Source organism: Prosthecobacter sp., assembly GCF_014879935.1.
Classification (GTDB): domain Bacteria; phylum Verrucomicrobiota; class Verrucomicrobiia; order Verrucomicrobiales; family Verrucomicrobiaceae; genus Prosthecobacter.
On the sequence record NZ_JACSRD010000116.1, the window covers coordinates 17,672 to 34,865 of the forward strand.

Below are 17,194 nucleotides of genomic sequence, written 5' to 3' on the forward strand. Positions count from 1 at the left end.
GGCTCACTCGGGCGTCTCGCCCTCCTGCTTCGGCTGCATGTCCGGCAGCGAATCCAGATACAGCGCCTCCACCTTGGCCCGTGCCCACGGCGTGCGGCGCAGAAAGGTCAGGCTGGACTTGATGCTGGGGTTCCAGTTGAAGCAATTGATCTGGATCATCCGCCCCAGCATCTCCCAGCCGTAGTGCGCCACGAGCTGCGTGACCATCATTTCGAGCGTGATGCCATGAAGAGGGTTTTTGGGGCCGGCGGCGTGCATGAAGAGAGAGTGCCTTCATCCTAACGGCTCCCGCGATGCCGTCCATGGGTTTGGCGTGGAAGGTTTTGATCCCCTGAACTTCAATCAGGTGGGCAGATTCTTCAGCGACTCACGTGTTGCGGCACGGGCTTTTCCTTCTAGCCTCCGCCCTCCTGATCTCCCGCAGCCATGAGCTACTACGACGAATTCATCCAATGGATCAACAGCCTCAGTGTCGAGCAAGCGGTCGATTGGCTGAAGCATCTCGAATGGAAACGCGTCGTCCCTGAGCTCACCGGCAAGTTTCTCGGCTTCCTTCTCGGCTTCTTCGCGAGCTGGCTGCTGCTCTTCCGCCGGCAGCTCAGGGCCCTGGATCGCCTGCGCCGGGGTGATTCGGACGACGTGCTGTTTCAGGCCCACTTTCTGGCCAATGTGCCCGGTTCGGACAAGTGCGTGCTCATCTTCCGCAACCTGATGCCCAGCACGACGGTGAACGACCTCTACGACAACCCCGCCGCCCGGAAAATCGTGCGCGAACTGGCGGATCACACCACGCTGCGCAGCCCGGTCCTGCGCACGGAGGAGCAGCTTGGCTTTGAGGTGCTCAATGACGCCTTCAACCATATCGCCGGGCACCTCGCCACGACGCCGTTCGCCCGTGAGACGTGGCTCTTCGCGATGACCTGCGAGGATCGCCAGGTCGTGCGCCGCAAATGCGTGCGCTGCTTCCTCGTGCGCCCGGCGGAGCTGGAACTCTTCGCCAACTGGCACTGGTGCCGCACCAATGTGCTCTGCGAGCAGCCCTGGCACTGGTATCGCATCGTCGCCCTGCACCAACTGGCCGTGCAGTGGAAGCAGGAGGAGAAGGACGCGCAGAATCCCGCCGCCGGCACCCAGGGCATGCCATTGGTGGACAAGCATGCCACGCATCGCCGCATCCGCCCGCTTTCCGCAGGCATCTTCACGAATGAAAAGCCCGTGGGCGTCCCCGCCGCCGTGCCATGGGAGGCTCAGGAATGGGAGCTGAAGAAGATGGGCCTCGATCTCAACGAGCCCAAGATCTGATTCAGGTTACTCCTCGGGCAGGTCGCCCGTTTTTGCGGCCTGGCTCACCTTGCCCTGCCCCTTCGCACTCAAGGTGCCGGTTTTCACGTATTCACCGCCAAAGTAGGCCCGGACGCCGTGGTAGTAGCCGGTGTTTGCGCCGACGACTTCCAGTTTCCGGTCACGCAGGACGAAGCAGAGGTTTGTCTCGTCGGCCTTTTCCTTGTCGCGGCCTTTGTCGCTGAACCAGCCCAGGCCGGCATTCCAGGAAGCGATGCCAGAAAGGCCGCCAACATGGGAGGTGGGGCCGCGCACGCACTGGATCACGAAATGCAGGCGCCCCTCGGTCTCCACCACCTCAATGAGGCCGCCATAACTGTCCGTCCAGCGGCCCGTGAGCGGCTCATCTGGCTTCGATTCACGGATGAGCCCTTTGAGCCACTCGGTGCGCATTTCCTCCAGACCCGCCGCCGCATGCAGATACTCCGGTGCGTCCAGCGCCAGTTCGTCGTGCGCCTCCGCACCGGTGTACATCGGCGAACGGGCGAGATAGTCGCGATACTCCACCCATGCCCGCTGTTCCTCCTTCAGCTGATTGAACTCCGGCTCCGACAGCGCCTTCTTCGCCGCAGCCCAGGCCTCATTCAGCGCCTTGTCAGCCTTTTCAAATTCCGCCTTTGCCTGCTGGCGAGTGAGTTTCTTCTCCTGGGCCGCGGCAGGCAGGATGGAGACGACCAATGCAACCAGGATGAACGTGACGGAGCGCATGCGGCCAATGCATAGCCATCACGGACGGCGTGTCCAAAACCGTTTCAGCACGAGCACCAGGCCGACGATGGCGACAATCAACGCCACCAGTCGCCAGTCCGACTTCACCGGCGGCTCGGATGTGGAAGGCGGTGCCTCGATCTTGACCGTCTGCGGCAGCAGATCGGCCACCTGGGACAGTTCCGGCAGCTTCTCACCGGGCAGCGCCTGATCCTTCACCATCTGCTTCCAATCCACCGCCATCACGAGATCCACGCCCGGATTTTGCTCCTTCACCTGGCAGGAACACGAGCCGATCAGGAACTGCGCGGCGCTGTCCACCGTCTCCACCTTGATGCCCTTGCCCACCAGCGCATACAGGACGCGGCCCTGGCCGAATATCGGGAAGACCATCGGCTCCTTGAACTCGCGCAGATCCTCCTCGCTCGCCAGCAGCATCGCCACAAAGGCGTCTTCGGCCGGATCATCGCGTTTCACCCGCAAGGTGGAGAACGCCACCCGCAATCCGTTGCCAGGCAGCGAGACAAGGCCGTTTTTGATGTCCTGCTCGTCGAGCTTCGGCAGTTCCATCACTCCGGCGAGGTATCCCAGCCGCTCATCGAGAAACTTGGCCGCTTCGGCATCTTTCACCGCATCACCACTCTCCAGCAGCACCCACACAGCGCTCTCGCCGTTGCTCAGGCGGTCGGCGATTTCCTTTCTCGCGGGTGAATCAGCGAGCCGCTGCACATTGTCCTCCGAATACTCCGCCGACCAGATGACCGCGTCATTCCGCATCGTCCGAGGCTGGCGTAATTCAATGCGGTTCTCCTCGTCATGAGTGATCTGGAAGTTTCCAGCCAGCGTCTTCCCATGCGGCAACGTCACCCGATACGCGTCCGCAGGCCAGTGCTCCAAAGCATAGCGGAAAACCGGCACCGAGCAGGCGATGGCGGAGCTGGTGGCAAGGAGCAGAAAAACGAGAAGTCGGATCATGCTCCGATAGATCACGGCCACTGGCCATCTTCTTGCATCTGGAGCATGCGAGATCCCGCGAGAGCGTCGTGGAGTGCGGTGGCAGAGATGCGAGGGCGAAGCCTCGCATCGGCGACACCGCTTTCGAGCGCCGGAAGAATGCTCTGAGGCCGAAACCGGCATGCGAAAGCGGTGTCGCGCCGAGGCCTGCCACACGCACTCCACGACGCTGTCGCGAGAATGATGCATCCCCAGCGTTTTAGCATCATCAACCATGCGCCCGCTCCTTTGCCTCCTCGCTCTCTCCACGGCTGTCTTTGCCGAATGGCCGACTTATCTGCACGATGCCTCGCGTGTCGGGGCGACGAACGACAGTCTTCCCGGCACGCTGAAGCCCGCTTGGACCTTCGCGTCACCCACGGCACCGCAGATGGCCTGGGCGGGCGAGGATGGTCGCGTGATCGAGGGGCATGAGCTCTTCAACCGCATCCGTTTTGACGATGTGTTCCATGTCGCGATCAGTGGCGGGCGCGTGTTCTTCGGTTCGTCGGTGGATGGGCGGGTGATGTGTCGCGAAGTGGCCACCGGCAAAGAGGTGTGGTCGTTTTTCACGAATGCGCCGGTGCGGCTCGCGCCGATGATTGCGGATGGGAAGGTGTATGTCGGCTCGGATGATGGCTATGCGTATTGCCTCGATGCGGCGAGCGGCAAGGTGGTGTGGAAGCTGCGGGCGGGGCCGCATGATGAGCGCATCCTCGCTCGCGGGCGCATGGTGTCGCGCTGGCCGGTGCGGACGGGCATTTTGGTGGATGACGGCGTCGCGTATTTCGGCGCGGGCGTGTTTCCGCATGAAAAGGTTTATCTGTATGCCGTCGAGGCGGCGACGGGGAAGGTGATCTGGAAGAATGACGCCATTTCCGAGAAGGACGCGGGTCGCAATGACCTCTCGCCGCAGGGTTACTTGCTCGCGACGAAGGACATTCTCTTCGTGCCTTCGGGACGCACGCTGGCAGCGTCGTTTGATCGCAAAACGGGCGAGTACATCGCGAAACCGGAGCCGGGATGGCGTGGCGATGCGGGCGGGCAGATTGGTGGCACGCAGGCCTTCCTCGCGGATGATCAAATCTACTCGGTGGGCGAGCATCACATCCTCGCGCTCGACCAGCAGAAGCAAAAAAGCGGCTTCGGATGGTTCGCTGGCACGCAGATGACGCTCGCGGGCGACATGGGCTACATGGCGAACGGCAAAACGATCACCGCCGTGGATCGTCTCAAGCATGCGGACGGCACGCGCATCCGTCACGGCCACGAAATGGCCATCGCGAAGATCAGCGCCGACTTGAAAAAGCATCCGGCACTCGCCGAGGCGAAGAAGTTGCAAGCCGCTGAAGCCGCCGCACGCAAGGCACCGGGCGATCAAGCCTTGATCGCCGAGCTGGCCGCCATCGCGGCGAAATACGAGCCGCTGCGTGCCGCCTACAAAGCGAAGCAGGACGAAAGCGCCAAGCACAAGGCCGACCTCGCCATCGCAGCCGATGTGGGTGTGAAATGGACGCTCGAATCGCCGCATCAGTCGGCGCTGATCCTCGCGGGCAAGCATTTGATCGCTGGTGGCAAAGACGAAGTGATCGTGATCGACACCGAAAAAGGTCAAATCACCGCGAAACTGGCTGTGGACGGCGAAGCACGCGGCTTGGCGGTCTCCGATGGTCATCTTGTTGTCAGCACGACGAAAGGTCGCGTGCATGTGTTTGGTGAGAAAGAAGGCTCACCGACGCTTGAGGCCTCGAATTTCATTTCGAGCAAGGCTGAAGAAGCAAAAGCCATCTTGAAGCAAACCGGCGTCAAAAAAGGTTTCTGCCTCGTTTTGGGCGATGACGGCTCTTTGGCCTATGAATTGGCGAAACAGAGCGAGCTCGTTGTTTTCGGTGTGAACTCGGATGAGGCCAAAGTAGCCGCTGGAAGGCAAAGTTTGCTCCCAACCGGCCTCTACGGCTCGCGCATCACGCTCGATCATCTCGACCTCGCGATGATTCCGTATTCGAGCTACTTCGCGAACCTCATCGTCGGTGAACCCGGCGGCGTGCCGAAGGAGGTGGCGAGGCATTTGAAGCCGATCGGCGGCAAGTTCTGCTTCGCGACGAATGCGAAGAGCGATGCGTGGCTCGCGGAAACGAAGTTGAGCGAAGAAAAGGCCACGATCACGAAAGCGGATGGCTGGACGGTGCTCACGAGGGCGACTTTGCCGGGTGCGAGCTCGTGGTCGCATCAATACGGCAACGCGGCGAACACTTCGAGCACGAACGACACGCGCATCAAAGGCGGCATGAGCGTGCTGTGGTATGGCGATCCCGGTCCAGGGCAGATGGTGAACCGTCACGATGGCGCGGTGGGACCGATCTCGATCAATGGCAGGCTCTTTGTGCAAGGAAACGAGAGCGTGATGGCCTACGACGCTTACAACGGCCAGTTCCTGTGGGAGACGAAGAACCCCGGCGCGATGCGCACCGGCGTGTACAACGCTCGCGAGCCGGGGAACATGGTGGCGAGCGATGATTACTTCTTCATGCTGCTCGGTGATGAGTGCCTGCAATACGACGCGGCCACTGGCGAGGTCGTGCGCACACTGAAAATCCCCGGCGCAGGCACCAAGAAGGGTCTGGAGTGGGGTTACATCGCCTATGAGGACGGTTTGCTTTATGGGACAGAGACGGAACGCGTCGAGAAGGCCAGCGAAGTGGCTCGCCGTGGCAAAAGCGCGTCGATTTCGACGGATCGCATCTTTGCGTATGACGTGAAGACCGGTGCGCTGGCTTGGACTTACCAAGGGAAGCATATCGCGCATCAAACCGTGGCGATTGGCGATGGCAGCGTGTATTTCATCGACGCTTCGCTCACGCCTGAGCAGCGGAATTTGATGCTCAAAGAGGACAAGAGCGCGCTCGCCAAACTCACCGGCAAGGAGCGCGAACTCGCCGAGGATCGCGTCAAAAACAACGACATGCGCATGGCCGTGGCCGTGGATGCGAAAACGGGCAAACAACTCTGGGCGAAGCCGGTGGATGTGACGGATTGCAGCGAGATCGGCATCGGCGGCGGTGCTTTGACGCTGATGTATCACAACGGTCATCTCGTGCTCGGCGGTGCGAACGCGAACGGGCACTACTGGGAGCAGTTTTTGAGCGGTGAATTCAAGCGCCGCCGTCTCGTGGTGCTGAACGCGACGAAGGGCGACAAGGTGTGGGCGAAGGACGGCAATTACCGGCATCGCCCGGTCGTGGTGGACGATGAAATCATCGCGGAGCCGTGGAGCTACGATCTCTACACCGGGAAGCAGAAGACGCGGCAGCATCCGATCACCGGCGAGGAGACCGCGTGGATGTTTGCGCGGCCCGGGCATCACTGCGGTGCCATTTCGGCCACGCCGGGCATGATGTTCTTCCGCTCGAAGTTCACCGCCTTTTATGATCGCGACACGGACAGCGGCACGGAGCACTTCGCGGGGCATCGACTCGGCTGCTGGATCAACACGATCCCCGCCAACGGCCTCGTGATGATCCCGGAGGCCAGCGCCGGCTGCGTGTGCCTTTTCTCCATCGCCAGCACGATCGTCTTCGAGCCGCGTGAGGACCGCATGAACTGGGGCGTGTACAGCGCCGATGGCGTCACGCTGCCCGTGCAGCACATGGCGCTGAATCTCGGCGCTCCCGGTGATCGACGCGACGCGCACGGCAAGCTCTGGCTCGGCTATCCGCGCCCCGCGAGCCGCGCCGGCATTGATCTGCCGCTCAACTTCAAGCCGCAGTATCTCAAAGGCGGCGGCGAGTATGCCTACAACGCCGAGAGCTTCGAAATCACCGGCCACGACACGCCATGGATCTTCGCCAGCGGCCTGCGCGGCCTCACGAAGCTCGAAATCCCTGTTCAGGCCAAAGGTGCCGCTTCGGCGACTTACACGGTGAAACTCATGTTCGCCGCGCTGGCGGGCGATGTGGCCGGAAAACGCGTCTTCGACGTCAAACTCGGCGACAAGGTCGTCTTGAAGGCCTTCGACCCCGCGACGCGAAAAGGCGCTGCTGTCGAAGTTTTCGAAAAAGTGCCCGCCAGCGAGCTTTTGACCGTCGAACTGATCCCCGTGACCGGGGAACCGATCTTGAACGGCATCGAGATCCTCAAGACGAACGCGAAAGAGATCACGCAGGGCGTGGCGACGCGGTGACTTCATTGACCCGATTGACGAATTTTTCCCATGCGCTCTCTTCTTCTCCTCCTCGCCGCCGCTGGTGCTCTCGCGGCGGAAAATCGTGATGCGGTGTTTTCGCAAAGCATCGCGCAGATGTTTCCGAAGCTCGTCGAGATCCGGCGGGACATTCATTCGCATCCGGAGCTGCCGAATGAGGAGGTGCGCACGGCGAAACTCGTCGCGGATCGTTTGAAGGAGCTCGGATTCACGGACATCCGCACCGGTGTGGCCGGCACGGGCGTGGTGGCGATGCTGAAAGGGGCGCAGGACGGCCCTTGCGTGGCGGTGCGCGCGGACATGGACGCGCTGCCGATCAAGGAGCTGCGCAGCACGCCCTACCGTTCGAAAAATCCAGGCGTGATGCATGCCTGCGGACATGATGTGCATGTGACGTGCGCACTCGGCGTGGCCGAGTTGCTGGCGAAGCACAAGGATCACGTGAAAGGCAGCGTGAAATTCATCTTCCAGCCTGCGGAGGAGGCCATGCCCGCGACTTTCAAGGGCGACTGGGGCGCAAAGCTGATGGTGGCGCAGGGCGTGCTGGAGGATCCGAGGCCGGCGGCGATTTTTGGCCTGCACACGACGGCGAGCGTTCAGCCCGCGAGCACCACGGACGAGGTCACGCAGTATTTGAAGGCCGGACAGATCGGGTACACGGCGGGAGTGGACAATGCGAACAGCGACCGCTTTCGCATCGTGATCAAAGGCAGGATGGCACACGGTTCCACCCCGCACAAAGGCGTGGATGCGATCGCCGTGGCGGCGGAGGCGGTGATGGCGCTGCAGATGATCAAAAGCCGCCAGACCAACACGCGCCAGCCGCTCGTCATCAGCATCGGGCTCATCAAAGGCGGCGACCGGGAGAACATCATCGCGGAGCGCGTGGAGATGGGCGGCACGGTGCGCACGTTCGACTCGAAATTCCGCGACGGCGTCATCGAGCAAATGCACCGCGTGCTCAAAGGCATCACCGCCGCGCACGGCGCTGAGTATGAGATGGAGTATCGCAAGACCTATCCACGCATCGAGAATGACCGCGCGCTGGTGGAGGCCACCCTGTCGGCCTTCCGCCGGGTGTGCGGGGAGAAGAACGTGATCGAGTTCAGCCCCGGCATGGGCGGGGAGGACTTCAGCTACTACGCGCAGGTGGTGCCGGGCTTCTTCTTCCGCCTCGGCGTCGCGAATGAGGAGAAGGGCTTCATCCACGGCGGCCACACGCCGATGTATGACTGCGACGAGGAGTCGATCAAAACGGGCGTGGCCGCGATGGCGGCCGCAGTGTGCGATTTCCTCGATCGCGTGCGCCCGTGACACGTGAAACGCCTTCTGGCCTCTGGCTGTGGAGGATTCTCCGGGCTGGAGCCCCTGATGTCGAGGGCGTCCATCCCCCTGATGCCTGCGACAGAGCCTGAACGGCGACGGTGACCGATGCCTTCATGGGATCTTCATTTCCATGAAAGCCGCTCTCATCCTTGTCACCGCCGGACTTTGGTCACTGCCGTCATCGGCCGCCGCCGAAACCGTGGAGCTGCCCAAGGCAGACGCCATCGTAACCGCGATGGTGCCTGACTATTGGGACGCCCGGGACGTCGGCGATGGCATCCAGGCGGTGTCGCCGGGCGGGGTCGGGATGATGTGCTTCCAGATGACCGATGAAAGACGCCCGATGGAATCGATCATCGATGCGACCATTCGGAAACTCGCCGACAGCAACGATGTGATCGTGGACACCCTCACCCAGGAGAACAAGAGCCACGAGGAGCTGGGTGGAAAATGGGACGTCATCTCCTGGAAGGGCAGCAGCCGCGAATGGGGGGCGACGATGATCGGCCTCATTGTCACCGATGTCGGCTACGGCAAAAGGCTGGTCATCACCTACTGGGTGTCTAAAAAGGACAGCGAGCGCAGCCTGAAGTCGCTGGGGAAAGTGTTCGCCAGCGTGCGCCCCGTCCGATAAACCCTTCCGGCTGTCACACGAGGACAAAATCACACGGAGCGCCGCTTCCGAAAGTCACCGGGCGTCATTCCCAGGCGTTTGCGAAACGCCTCTGCCATGTATTGCGGATGGGCGAAGCCGCAGCGGGCGGCGATGGCGTCCAGCGTGAGATCGGTCTGTGCCAGGAGCTTTTCCACCGCGGCAAAGCGCAGACGGTTGATCTCCTCGCCAGGACTGCGGCCGATGAGGGATTTCATCCGCCGCTCCAGCACGCTGCGTGAGAGCGCCACCTCCCGTGCCACACGCGGCACGTCGATCTGACCCGTGGCATGCTGGCGGATGAAACGCAGAGCTGCGGCGATGCGCGCATCTTCCACGGCGACAATATCGCTCGACTGCCGCACGACGATGTCGCCGGGCAGGTGGTAATGCCTTTCGCCCGGCTTCGGTGTGCGTTTCCCGGCCATCCACTCATCCAGGAGCTTTGCCGCGTGATAACCGACCGTCTGCCCGCGCAATCGCACGCTGGAAAGCGCCGGCGAGGCGGTTTCGCACAGCATGTTGTCATTCTCCGCACCGACCACGGCCACCTCCTCCGGCACCGCAATGCCCGCACGTCTCGCTGCATCGAGCACCCAGAAGCCCATCTGGTCGTTCACCGCGAACACACCCGCGGGCTTTGGCAGTTCCCGCAGCCATGCAGCCAGGTCGCGCTGATGCTGCTCCCAGTTTGGATGCTTCGACCGGAACACGGGACAGTCGAAGCCCATCCCGCCCACCGTTTGTGTGAAGAGTTCGCTGCGTTCGATGAAAAAATTTTCCGAATCGTCCAGCACGCAGGCAAAGTGCTGAAAGCCGCGGTTGCGCAGGTGCTGGGCCACCCGCGTGCCGATCACGCTGTTGTCCATGCCGACATACGGAAACGGATGTTTCAGCACCGTCGTCCGCAGCTCCACCACCGGCAGCTTGGTGGCCTTGAGCTGCCGCAGCAGTGTCTCATCGACGGTGCGCGAGAGGATGCCGTCGCCTTTCCAGTCCTTCAGCCACGCGGGGAACTGGCTGCGCAGATCACGCGGTTCCAGATAGAGCGACCACGGCCCATGCTCGGCCACGTAGCGCCGGATGCCGCGCACGATGTCGCGCCCATACGAGCGCGAGGTATCGACAAGCACGGCGACCTCGGGGATGCGGGCGGGCTGTCTGGCTGGATTCCGGGAAGGCACCACACATCAAGCCCAACGGGCACCGCCAGCGCAAGCAGCAAACGTTCTTCATCCGCCAAGAATGCGCGTAACAATGCGACGGACGCACGGTTATGTCGTCCGTCATGAAGCCCTCCCGCCGATCCTTTGTCACCGCTTCCCTGCTGCTCCGCACCTGCGGCTGCGTGCTGGCCTCCGCCTGTCTCGCAGCCTCCACAACCCTGCCGCCGAGCGAGGTGAAGATCACGACGGATGGAGACTACCGGCGCATCCAGGCCAATGGCATCCCGGATCATGAGCCGGGACAATTTCCCAACCGACGCAATCCCAATACGATCGCACCGCAGGTCTATGACTACAAAGTGCCGCTGCATCCGAAAGTGGCCGCGAAGCCCTCGCCCTTCCGGATGCAGCCCTTTGGCATCGCGGTGAATGGCGTTGTCTTCGATCCCTTCGCCGCAGAGTGGTGGCAAAACGATCCCAACAGCGGCTGGCAGTATGAACCGCACGGCGGAGCGATCGATCTAGGCATCGACTCCAGCAATGCGCACGTGCAGCCGAACGGCGCGTATCACTACCACGGCATCCCGAACGGACTGCTGGAAAAACTCAGCGGAAACAAGCCTCAGATGACGCTGCTCGGCTGGGCGGCGGACGGATTCCCCATCTATGGGCCCTGGGGCTACAGCGAGGCGAACAATGCCGGCAGCAGCGTGAAGAAGCTCACCTCCAGCTACGCCGTGAAATCAGGCAGCCGCCCCGAAGGCTCGCCCGGCGGCAAATATGACGGTGCCTTTGTGCAGGACTACGAATACGTGGAGGGCTCCGGTGACCTCGATGCCAGCAACGGCCGCCAGGGTGTCACACCCGAGTTCCCCAAAGGCACCTACTACTACGTGCTCACCAACGAATACCCCTTCATCCCGCGTCAATTTGCCGGAACACCGGACGCGAGTTTTGAACGTCGTGGCCCCGGAGGTCCTGGAGGCTTCGGCCCGCCCGGACGCGGCCGTCGCGGTGGCCCAGGAGGGCCTCCTGGCATGCGTCCGCCGCCTCCCCGTGGTCTTCCACCACCACCGCCCTTTTGATCACACCGCCTCCACACGGACGGCCGAGTGCTTGTAGCTCGGCTGGCGGCTGTGGGGGTCGAAGCTGGCGTGCGTGAGCTGGTTCACGCGGCTGTCATGCATCGGCAGATAGACCTCGCCGGGTTTCACGCAGCCGGTCAATCGGGCCAACGCCGTCAATTCCGCCCGCTTCGAGATCACCCGCACTCCCTGCCCATCCAAAACTCCGAGCTTCGCCGCATCCGCGGGATTCAAATCCAGCATCAGGTCCTCAGGCATCATTTTCGAGAGCACGGCCGACTTTCCGGTCCGCGTCTCGGTATGCCACTGCGCGCTCGTCCCGCGGCCTGTCATCAGGATGAACGGAAACTCGTCGCACCGTTGTTCCGGTGCGGCCACGGGTTCGTCGAAGCAGAACCTGGCACGTTTGTCGGCGGTGAAAAACCTCCCATCTTCAAACAACCGCCGTTCATTCGTCATTCGCCATTCGTCATTCGTCATTTTCGCCGGCCACTGCACACCACCGCGCTTTCGAATCATCTCATACCCTTCGATCCCCGTGATCTCGCACGGCTGGCCTTCGGAGCAGCGTTGAAGCATGCGAAAAGCCGACTCGGGCGTCTGCCAGTTTCGAAACAGATCCTCGCAGCCCCAGTAGTGCGCGATCAGGCGGAAGATGTGAAAATCGGCCAGCGCCTGGCCGGGTGCGCGACGCACTTTCGGGCTGTAGCCGATCCGGCGCTCGGAATTGATGAAGCAGCCTTCCTTTTCGCCCCATCCTGCCGCGGGCAGCACCAAATGTGCACGCTTTGCCGTCTCGGTGGTGCAGTACATGTCCTGCACGACCAGGAAATCGAGCTTGTTGAGCACGCGGTTCATCTCGTTCTGGTCGATCCACGAGTGACTCGGGTTCGTGGCGACAAACCAAATCGCTTTTACCGTGCCAGCATCGGCCGCCTGAATGATTTGATCATACGCGAGACTCGGACGGTCCGGGATGCGCCCCACGGGAATGCCCGTGGCCAGCGAGATCTTCTCCCGGTGCCTCGGATTCTTGAAATCGTGCCCGCCGAGCAAGTTCGTCGTGTTGGAGAACAAACGCGATCCCATTGCATTGCACTGGCCGGTGATGGAGTTCGCGCCCGTGCCGGGCTTGCCGATGTTCCCGGTCATCAGCGCCAGATTGATGATCGCCTGCGCGGTGCGCGTGGCCTGGTGGCTCTGATTCACACCCATCGTCCACCAGAACGAGACACGCGGCTTGTCGTAAAACGAACTTCCAAGTTCGTTGCCTCCCGAACGAACTTGGAAGTTCGTTCTACGCATCAGCGCATTCGCAAACCGCATCAGCTGCTCGGCACTCAGTCCCGTCTCCGCACTCACCCGCTCCGGCGTGAAAGCCGCCACAAAAGCCGCGAAAGCCTCAAAACCGCTCGTGTGGTCCTCGACGAAGCTTTGATCAACGCCTCCATCTCGAATCAGCAGATGCGCGAGGCCATACAGCAGCGTCAGATCGCTCTTCGGCTTGATGGCATGGTGCTGCGTGGCCGCCATCGCGGTTTCGGTGGTGCGGGGATCCACGACGATGATCTCAGGCTGACGTTGGTTCCGCAAAACGCGCTGCCACATGATCGGGTGGGCGATGCATGGGTTCGCGCCAATGAAGACGAGCACATCGCTCTCCTCAAAGTCGGCATAGGTGAAGGGCGGCGCGTCGAAACCGAAGCTCTCTTTGTAAGCGGTGACAGCGGTGGCCATGCACTGGCGAGTATTGCCATCGCCGTGGATCATGCCCATGCCGAACTTTGCCAAAGCGCCGAGAAAAGCCATCTCCTCGAACATGATCTGTCCCGTGCTAAGAAACGCGGCGGCCTCGGGACCATGCTGGTCGAGGCTGCGCTTCATCTGGTCGCAGAAGTAGCGCAGCGCGGTGTCCCAATCGACTTCCTTGCCATGCAGCAAAGGCATCTTGGCCCTATCCGGCGCATCGAGCACGCTGAGTGCTTCCCAACCCTTCGGGCAGGCGGTGCCAAGATTCACAGGGTAATCGGGATCGGGCGTGAGATTGATCGCCGCGCCGTCTTTGAGGTGGATGTTCAATCCGCAGCCGGTGGAGCAGAAACCACACACCGCTTTTGTCGTCGCATCGGGCAGCAATCGCGATGGCACCTGCCCGAGCCCGAACTTCGCCGGTTCGCGCACCAGATCGGCCGTCAGAGGGCCGGTCCATTCGCGAAAGGTCATGGCGGGTGCGGTGAGCATCAGACTTTTGGTGGAAAAATTTGGGGTAGAAAGATTTCAGAATCAGAGGATTGGGAAAATTTTTCTACCCTCAATCTTTCTACCAAATTCAAAGTGTCTGTGGGTGTGTGCATGGTCAGTTTCCCGGCATTTTCGGGCAGTGGCAGGCGGTGAAGAAATAGTGTCGCTCGATCAACTGGCTGGAGAACGTCAGCAGCAGCGAGATGGTGAGCATCCATGGCATCGGAGCACCTGCGGCGATCAAAACCGGAATCAACAAGCCCGTCATGACGAAAAGCAGACCGCGCAACTCCAACGCAGATGACAGATATTTCTCCATGATTCGCGCGGATTTGTGCCAGGCACAGCTTTCATCGCTCAAGGCATCGCGATAACCAGAAATCTCCCAGACCGACACGAACCAACGAAGTGCCACCGCCAACGCGATGGCACACGGAAGTTCCGCAACGCCGCACCAACTCCAAACCACCGCGCAAAGGCTCGCGCCGAGCAACAACGTGGTGCCAAAGAATTTGCCGCCGGTTTGGGCCAGCGACCAAAACGCCCTGCGCGTGTCCACATAGACCATCACTGAGCATGCAACGGCCCCAAGAGCCGCCAAAGCCGTACCAACAACCGCGAGCCGCAACAACGACAAATCGCCAAGCCACCATGCGACTGCGATGGCAACACCACCGCCCGGCAGAGCGCCAAAGGCGATGATCTCACGGGAGAGCCACGACTTCTTCCAGCCGAGAAACGCACGCCATGCCTTCAAAGGCTGCCCAAGGTGCAAAACACTCAACGCGATGCCGATAAGTCCGAAGAATAGCGCTACAGCACTCGTGACGGCGACCTCGTTCAACGAAAGCGGCGCCAGCGCGGCTCCGAGAAAGCCCCCTGCGCTCATCTGGGTGAGGACGAGCATCCACGCGAGCGGGACGTGACCATGATCGAGATCGAGACGGCCTGCATCCGCGGGTTTCGCGGCTTCAGGGACTGTTTTCGAGCTGACGTAGGTCGTGGTGGGCCGCGTGTAGCTCGAATCGAATGCTCCAGCGATGATCTGGCCACGATCCGGCACGTCACTTAGTTTCACGACCTGAATTTTGATCGCCTCATTCGGGCAAGCCTGCACGCAGGCGGGCGCTTCACCTTCGGTGAGGCGGCCCTGGCACATGTCGCACTTGCGCACAATGCCGCGCTTCAGGTTGAACTTGGGCACGTCATACGGGCACTTCAGAATACAGTAGCTGCAGCCGATGCATTGGTCGTCAAGGTGCCGAACAATCCCGGTGATGGGATCTTTGTCATACGCGAGAACCGGACAGCCGTTCGAGCACGCCGGATCCTCGCAGTGATGGCAGGCACTCGTGACCGTTTGCAGATATGGCTGCTTCCGAGTGCCGACGAGCAGACCGATGTCGCGCCACGACTCGTCCTCATCGAGACCATTGAGCGAATGACAGGCTGCGACGCAGGCCTTGCACCCGGTGCAGGCGTCCAAATTCACCTGGAATGCAAGTTGCTCGCCCGGGTTTGGCTTGGAGAGGGGAATCAGATGACTGAAGCGCTCGCGAACCGACCTGGCATCGTATTCTTCGGAGAAGAGCGCGACAGGCGTGCGCAGCGTCTGCTGCTCACGCAGGGTCGCTTCGAGTATGCTGACAACGGAGCCGCCGCCGGTTGAAATGGTGCGCTCCATGTCCCGAATCATGGCTCAAAGACTAAAGACCTCCTGAAGTTGCCCAACGGTGTGGCGGTTGCAGAAGGAGTGGAAGGATTCCTCACCATCCCGTTTGGCAAGGTAGCCCTTGAGCATGCCTTCAAGCGTGGTGCCGAGGCTTTCAAAGGCCACACCACTGAAGATCTGGCGGCCAATTTTACGGTTCTCGCCGAAGCCGCCACCGACGGTGATGTGGTAGCCTTCGCCGCTTTCGGTTTTCACTTTGGTGCCGAGCAGGCCGATATCGCCCATGAAGTGCTGGGCGCAGGAGTGGGCGCAGCCGGTGAAGTGGATGTTGACCGGCTTGTCGAGCTTCACGCGCTTGTCGAGATGCTCCATCATCGCGATGGCGTGGCCCTTCGTGTCCGTGGCGGCGAATTTGCAGTATTTGTTGCCCGTGCAGGCCACAAAGCCGCTTTTCAGATTCGACTGCTCGCAGGGGAAGCCGAGCTTTTTGAGCGATTTGGCCAATGTGGCGGCATAGGCCGTCTTCACGTTCGGGATGATGAAATTCTGCCAAACGGTCAATCGCACTTCGCCGCTGCCGTAGCTGTCCGCGAGGTCGGCGATGCGCTCCATCTGCTTCGCGGTCATCTGGCCGACAGGCACGCTGGCACCGACGTAAACGAGTCCTTCCTGCGTCTGCGGATAGATGCCGACGTGGGAGTGGCCTTGCTGTGAGAACTCTCGCCTGGCCTGGATCGGCGAATCGGGGGCGAGGCGGGTGAGTTTGAATTTGAGATGCTTCTCGGCCTCCACGAGCACGCCATCGAGTCCTTTGTCCTCCACGACATACTTGAAGCGAGCTTTCTTGCGATTCGTGCGATCACCGAACTGGATGAACACGCGCAGCAGCGCAACCATGACATCGTTGAGCTGCTCGGGCTTCACAAGGACGCCCCAGTCGCTGGCGAAGGTCTGATGGCCGGTGACGCCGCCGAGTGCGATGCGAAAATAAACGCCGGGCTCGATGCCTTCGCTGTTTTCGGTGATCTTCACGGCGCTGGCACCGATGTCGTTCGTGTCCTCGACCGACGAGATGAGCCCGCCGCCGTCGTAGGCGATGTTGAACTTGCGTGGCAGGTCGTAGAACTCCTTTGAGCCGATGATGAGCGTGGCGAGCTCGTTCACGAGCGGTCGCACGTCGATGAGCTCGTGCGGATCGTAACCCGCACAGGGATTCATCGTGATGTTGCGGATGTTATCCGCACCCGCGCCCTTGGAATGCAAACCGCAGCCTTGAATGCGTCGAAGCACCTCGGGGCAGTTTTTCGGCTCGATGAGGCGAATTTGAAAATTGTTCCGCGTGGTGATCTGGATGTAGCCGGAGGTCAGTTCGCTCGTGATCGAGGCCAATTCACGAAGTTGATAGCTCTTCACCACACCACCCGGAATGCGCAGGCGGCACATGTAGCCGTCTTTGACGGGATTCAGCCAGAAGAGGCCGTTCCACTTGTAGCGGAAGACGGATTCAGGCTCCGGTTTCGCGTTCCAGCGAGCATCGAGCACGAGTTGCTCAATCGCGTCGAAGGGATGGAGTTCGCGTTTGATGCGCTCCTCCTTGGTCAAATCGTCGAGCGGTGGACCTGCGGGTGCGGCGGGGGCCGGAGCGAGATCGCCAAAGCTCACTCCACCTGCGGCGATGCCGGCGAAGAAGCCTTCGAGATAACGCTTCTGCTCGTTGGAGAAGTCCTCGCCGATGGGTTGGGCCGCGATGGCCCTTTCTGTGGCTGGAAGAGCGGCGGTCATGACTGATGAGAGGCTACTTTGATCTCA

Annotated in this window: 12 protein-coding genes; 5 read left to right on the forward strand and 7 right to left on the reverse strand. The window is 61.3% G+C overall.

Going from position 1 to position 17,194, the window contains the following annotated elements:
- Positions 1-3: 3 nt before the first annotated feature.
- A complete protein-coding gene (locus IAE77_RS08480) occupies positions 4-258 on the reverse strand; it encodes a VF530 family protein (protein ID WP_294224689.1) in 255 nt (84 codons plus the stop codon).
- A 168-nt stretch (positions 259-426) separates the two neighbouring features.
- On the opposite strand from IAE77_RS08480, the gene IAE77_RS08485 reads away from it, so the two are divergent.
- Positions 427-1,302 carry a hypothetical protein gene (locus tag IAE77_RS08485; protein WP_294224692.1) on the forward strand — a complete coding sequence of 292 codons (876 nt, stop codon included), beginning with the start codon at positions 427-429 and terminating at the stop codon, positions 1,300-1,302.
- Between the two features lie 6 nt (positions 1,303-1,308).
- Here IAE77_RS08485 and IAE77_RS08490 read toward each other — a convergent pair whose 3' ends face one another.
- Positions 1,309-2,049 (reverse strand): lysozyme inhibitor LprI family protein, encoded by a 741-nt coding sequence (locus tag IAE77_RS08490; RefSeq protein ID WP_294224694.1) that lies wholly within the window; start codon positions 2,047-2,049, stop codon positions 1,309-1,311.
- A gap of 18 nt (positions 2,050-2,067) precedes the next feature.
- Positions 2,068-3,024, reverse strand: a complete 957-nt coding sequence (locus IAE77_RS08495) for a hypothetical protein (RefSeq protein WP_294224695.1) — start codon at positions 3,022-3,024, stop codon at positions 2,068-2,070.
- Positions 3,025-3,277: 253 nt separating this feature from the next.
- Between IAE77_RS08495 and IAE77_RS08500 the strand changes: the two genes are divergently transcribed.
- From IAE77_RS08500 to IAE77_RS08510, 3 genes are all read left to right on the forward strand, one after another.
- Complete coding sequence (locus tag IAE77_RS08500; protein ID WP_294224700.1) at positions 3,278-7,222, forward strand: PQQ-binding-like beta-propeller repeat protein; 3,945 nt, start codon at positions 3,278-3,280, stop codon at positions 7,220-7,222.
- 30 nt (positions 7,223-7,252) lie between these two features.
- Positions 7,253-8,557 carry an amidohydrolase gene (locus IAE77_RS08505; RefSeq protein ID WP_294224702.1) on the forward strand — a complete coding sequence of 435 codons (1,305 nt, stop codon included), beginning with the start codon at positions 7,253-7,255 and terminating at the stop codon, positions 8,555-8,557.
- Between the two features lie 142 nt (positions 8,558-8,699).
- The gene (locus IAE77_RS08510) at positions 8,700-9,203 is read left to right on the forward strand and encodes a hypothetical protein (RefSeq protein ID WP_294224705.1); all 504 of its coding nucleotides are present in this window, start codon (positions 8,700-8,702) and stop codon (positions 9,201-9,203) included.
- A 29-nt stretch (positions 9,204-9,232) separates the two neighbouring features.
- Here the strand turns inward: IAE77_RS08510 and IAE77_RS08515 are convergent, their stop codons facing one another.
- Positions 9,233-10,354, reverse strand: a complete 1,122-nt coding sequence (locus tag IAE77_RS08515) for a DNA-binding transcriptional regulator (protein ID WP_294224708.1) — start codon at positions 10,352-10,354, stop codon at positions 9,233-9,235.
- A gap of 155 nt (positions 10,355-10,509) precedes the next feature.
- On the opposite strand from IAE77_RS08515, the gene IAE77_RS08520 reads away from it, so the two are divergent.
- A complete protein-coding gene (locus IAE77_RS08520; RefSeq protein WP_294224711.1) occupies positions 10,510-11,472 on the forward strand; it encodes a YHYH protein in 963 nt (320 codons plus the stop codon).
- Here IAE77_RS08520 and IAE77_RS08525 read toward each other — a convergent pair whose 3' ends face one another.
- The 3 genes from IAE77_RS08525 to IAE77_RS08535 all read right to left on the reverse strand — a co-directional run bounded on the left by IAE77_RS08525 (position 11,473) and on the right by IAE77_RS08535 (position 17,167).
- Positions 11,473-13,695, reverse strand: a complete 2,223-nt coding sequence (locus IAE77_RS08525) for a molybdopterin-dependent oxidoreductase (protein WP_294224713.1) — start codon at positions 13,693-13,695, stop codon at positions 11,473-11,475.
- Positions 13,696-13,828: 133 nt separating this feature from the next.
- Positions 13,829-15,409, reverse strand: coding sequence for a DmsC/YnfH family molybdoenzyme membrane anchor subunit (locus IAE77_RS08530; RefSeq protein ID WP_294224715.1), 1,581 nt, complete (start codon positions 15,407-15,409; stop codon positions 13,829-13,831).
- 3 nt (positions 15,410-15,412) lie between these two features.
- The gene (locus IAE77_RS08535) at positions 15,413-17,167 is read right to left on the reverse strand and encodes a NirA family protein (protein WP_294224718.1); all 1,755 of its coding nucleotides are present in this window, start codon (positions 17,165-17,167) and stop codon (positions 15,413-15,415) included.
- Positions 17,168-17,194 lie beyond the last annotated feature (27 nt).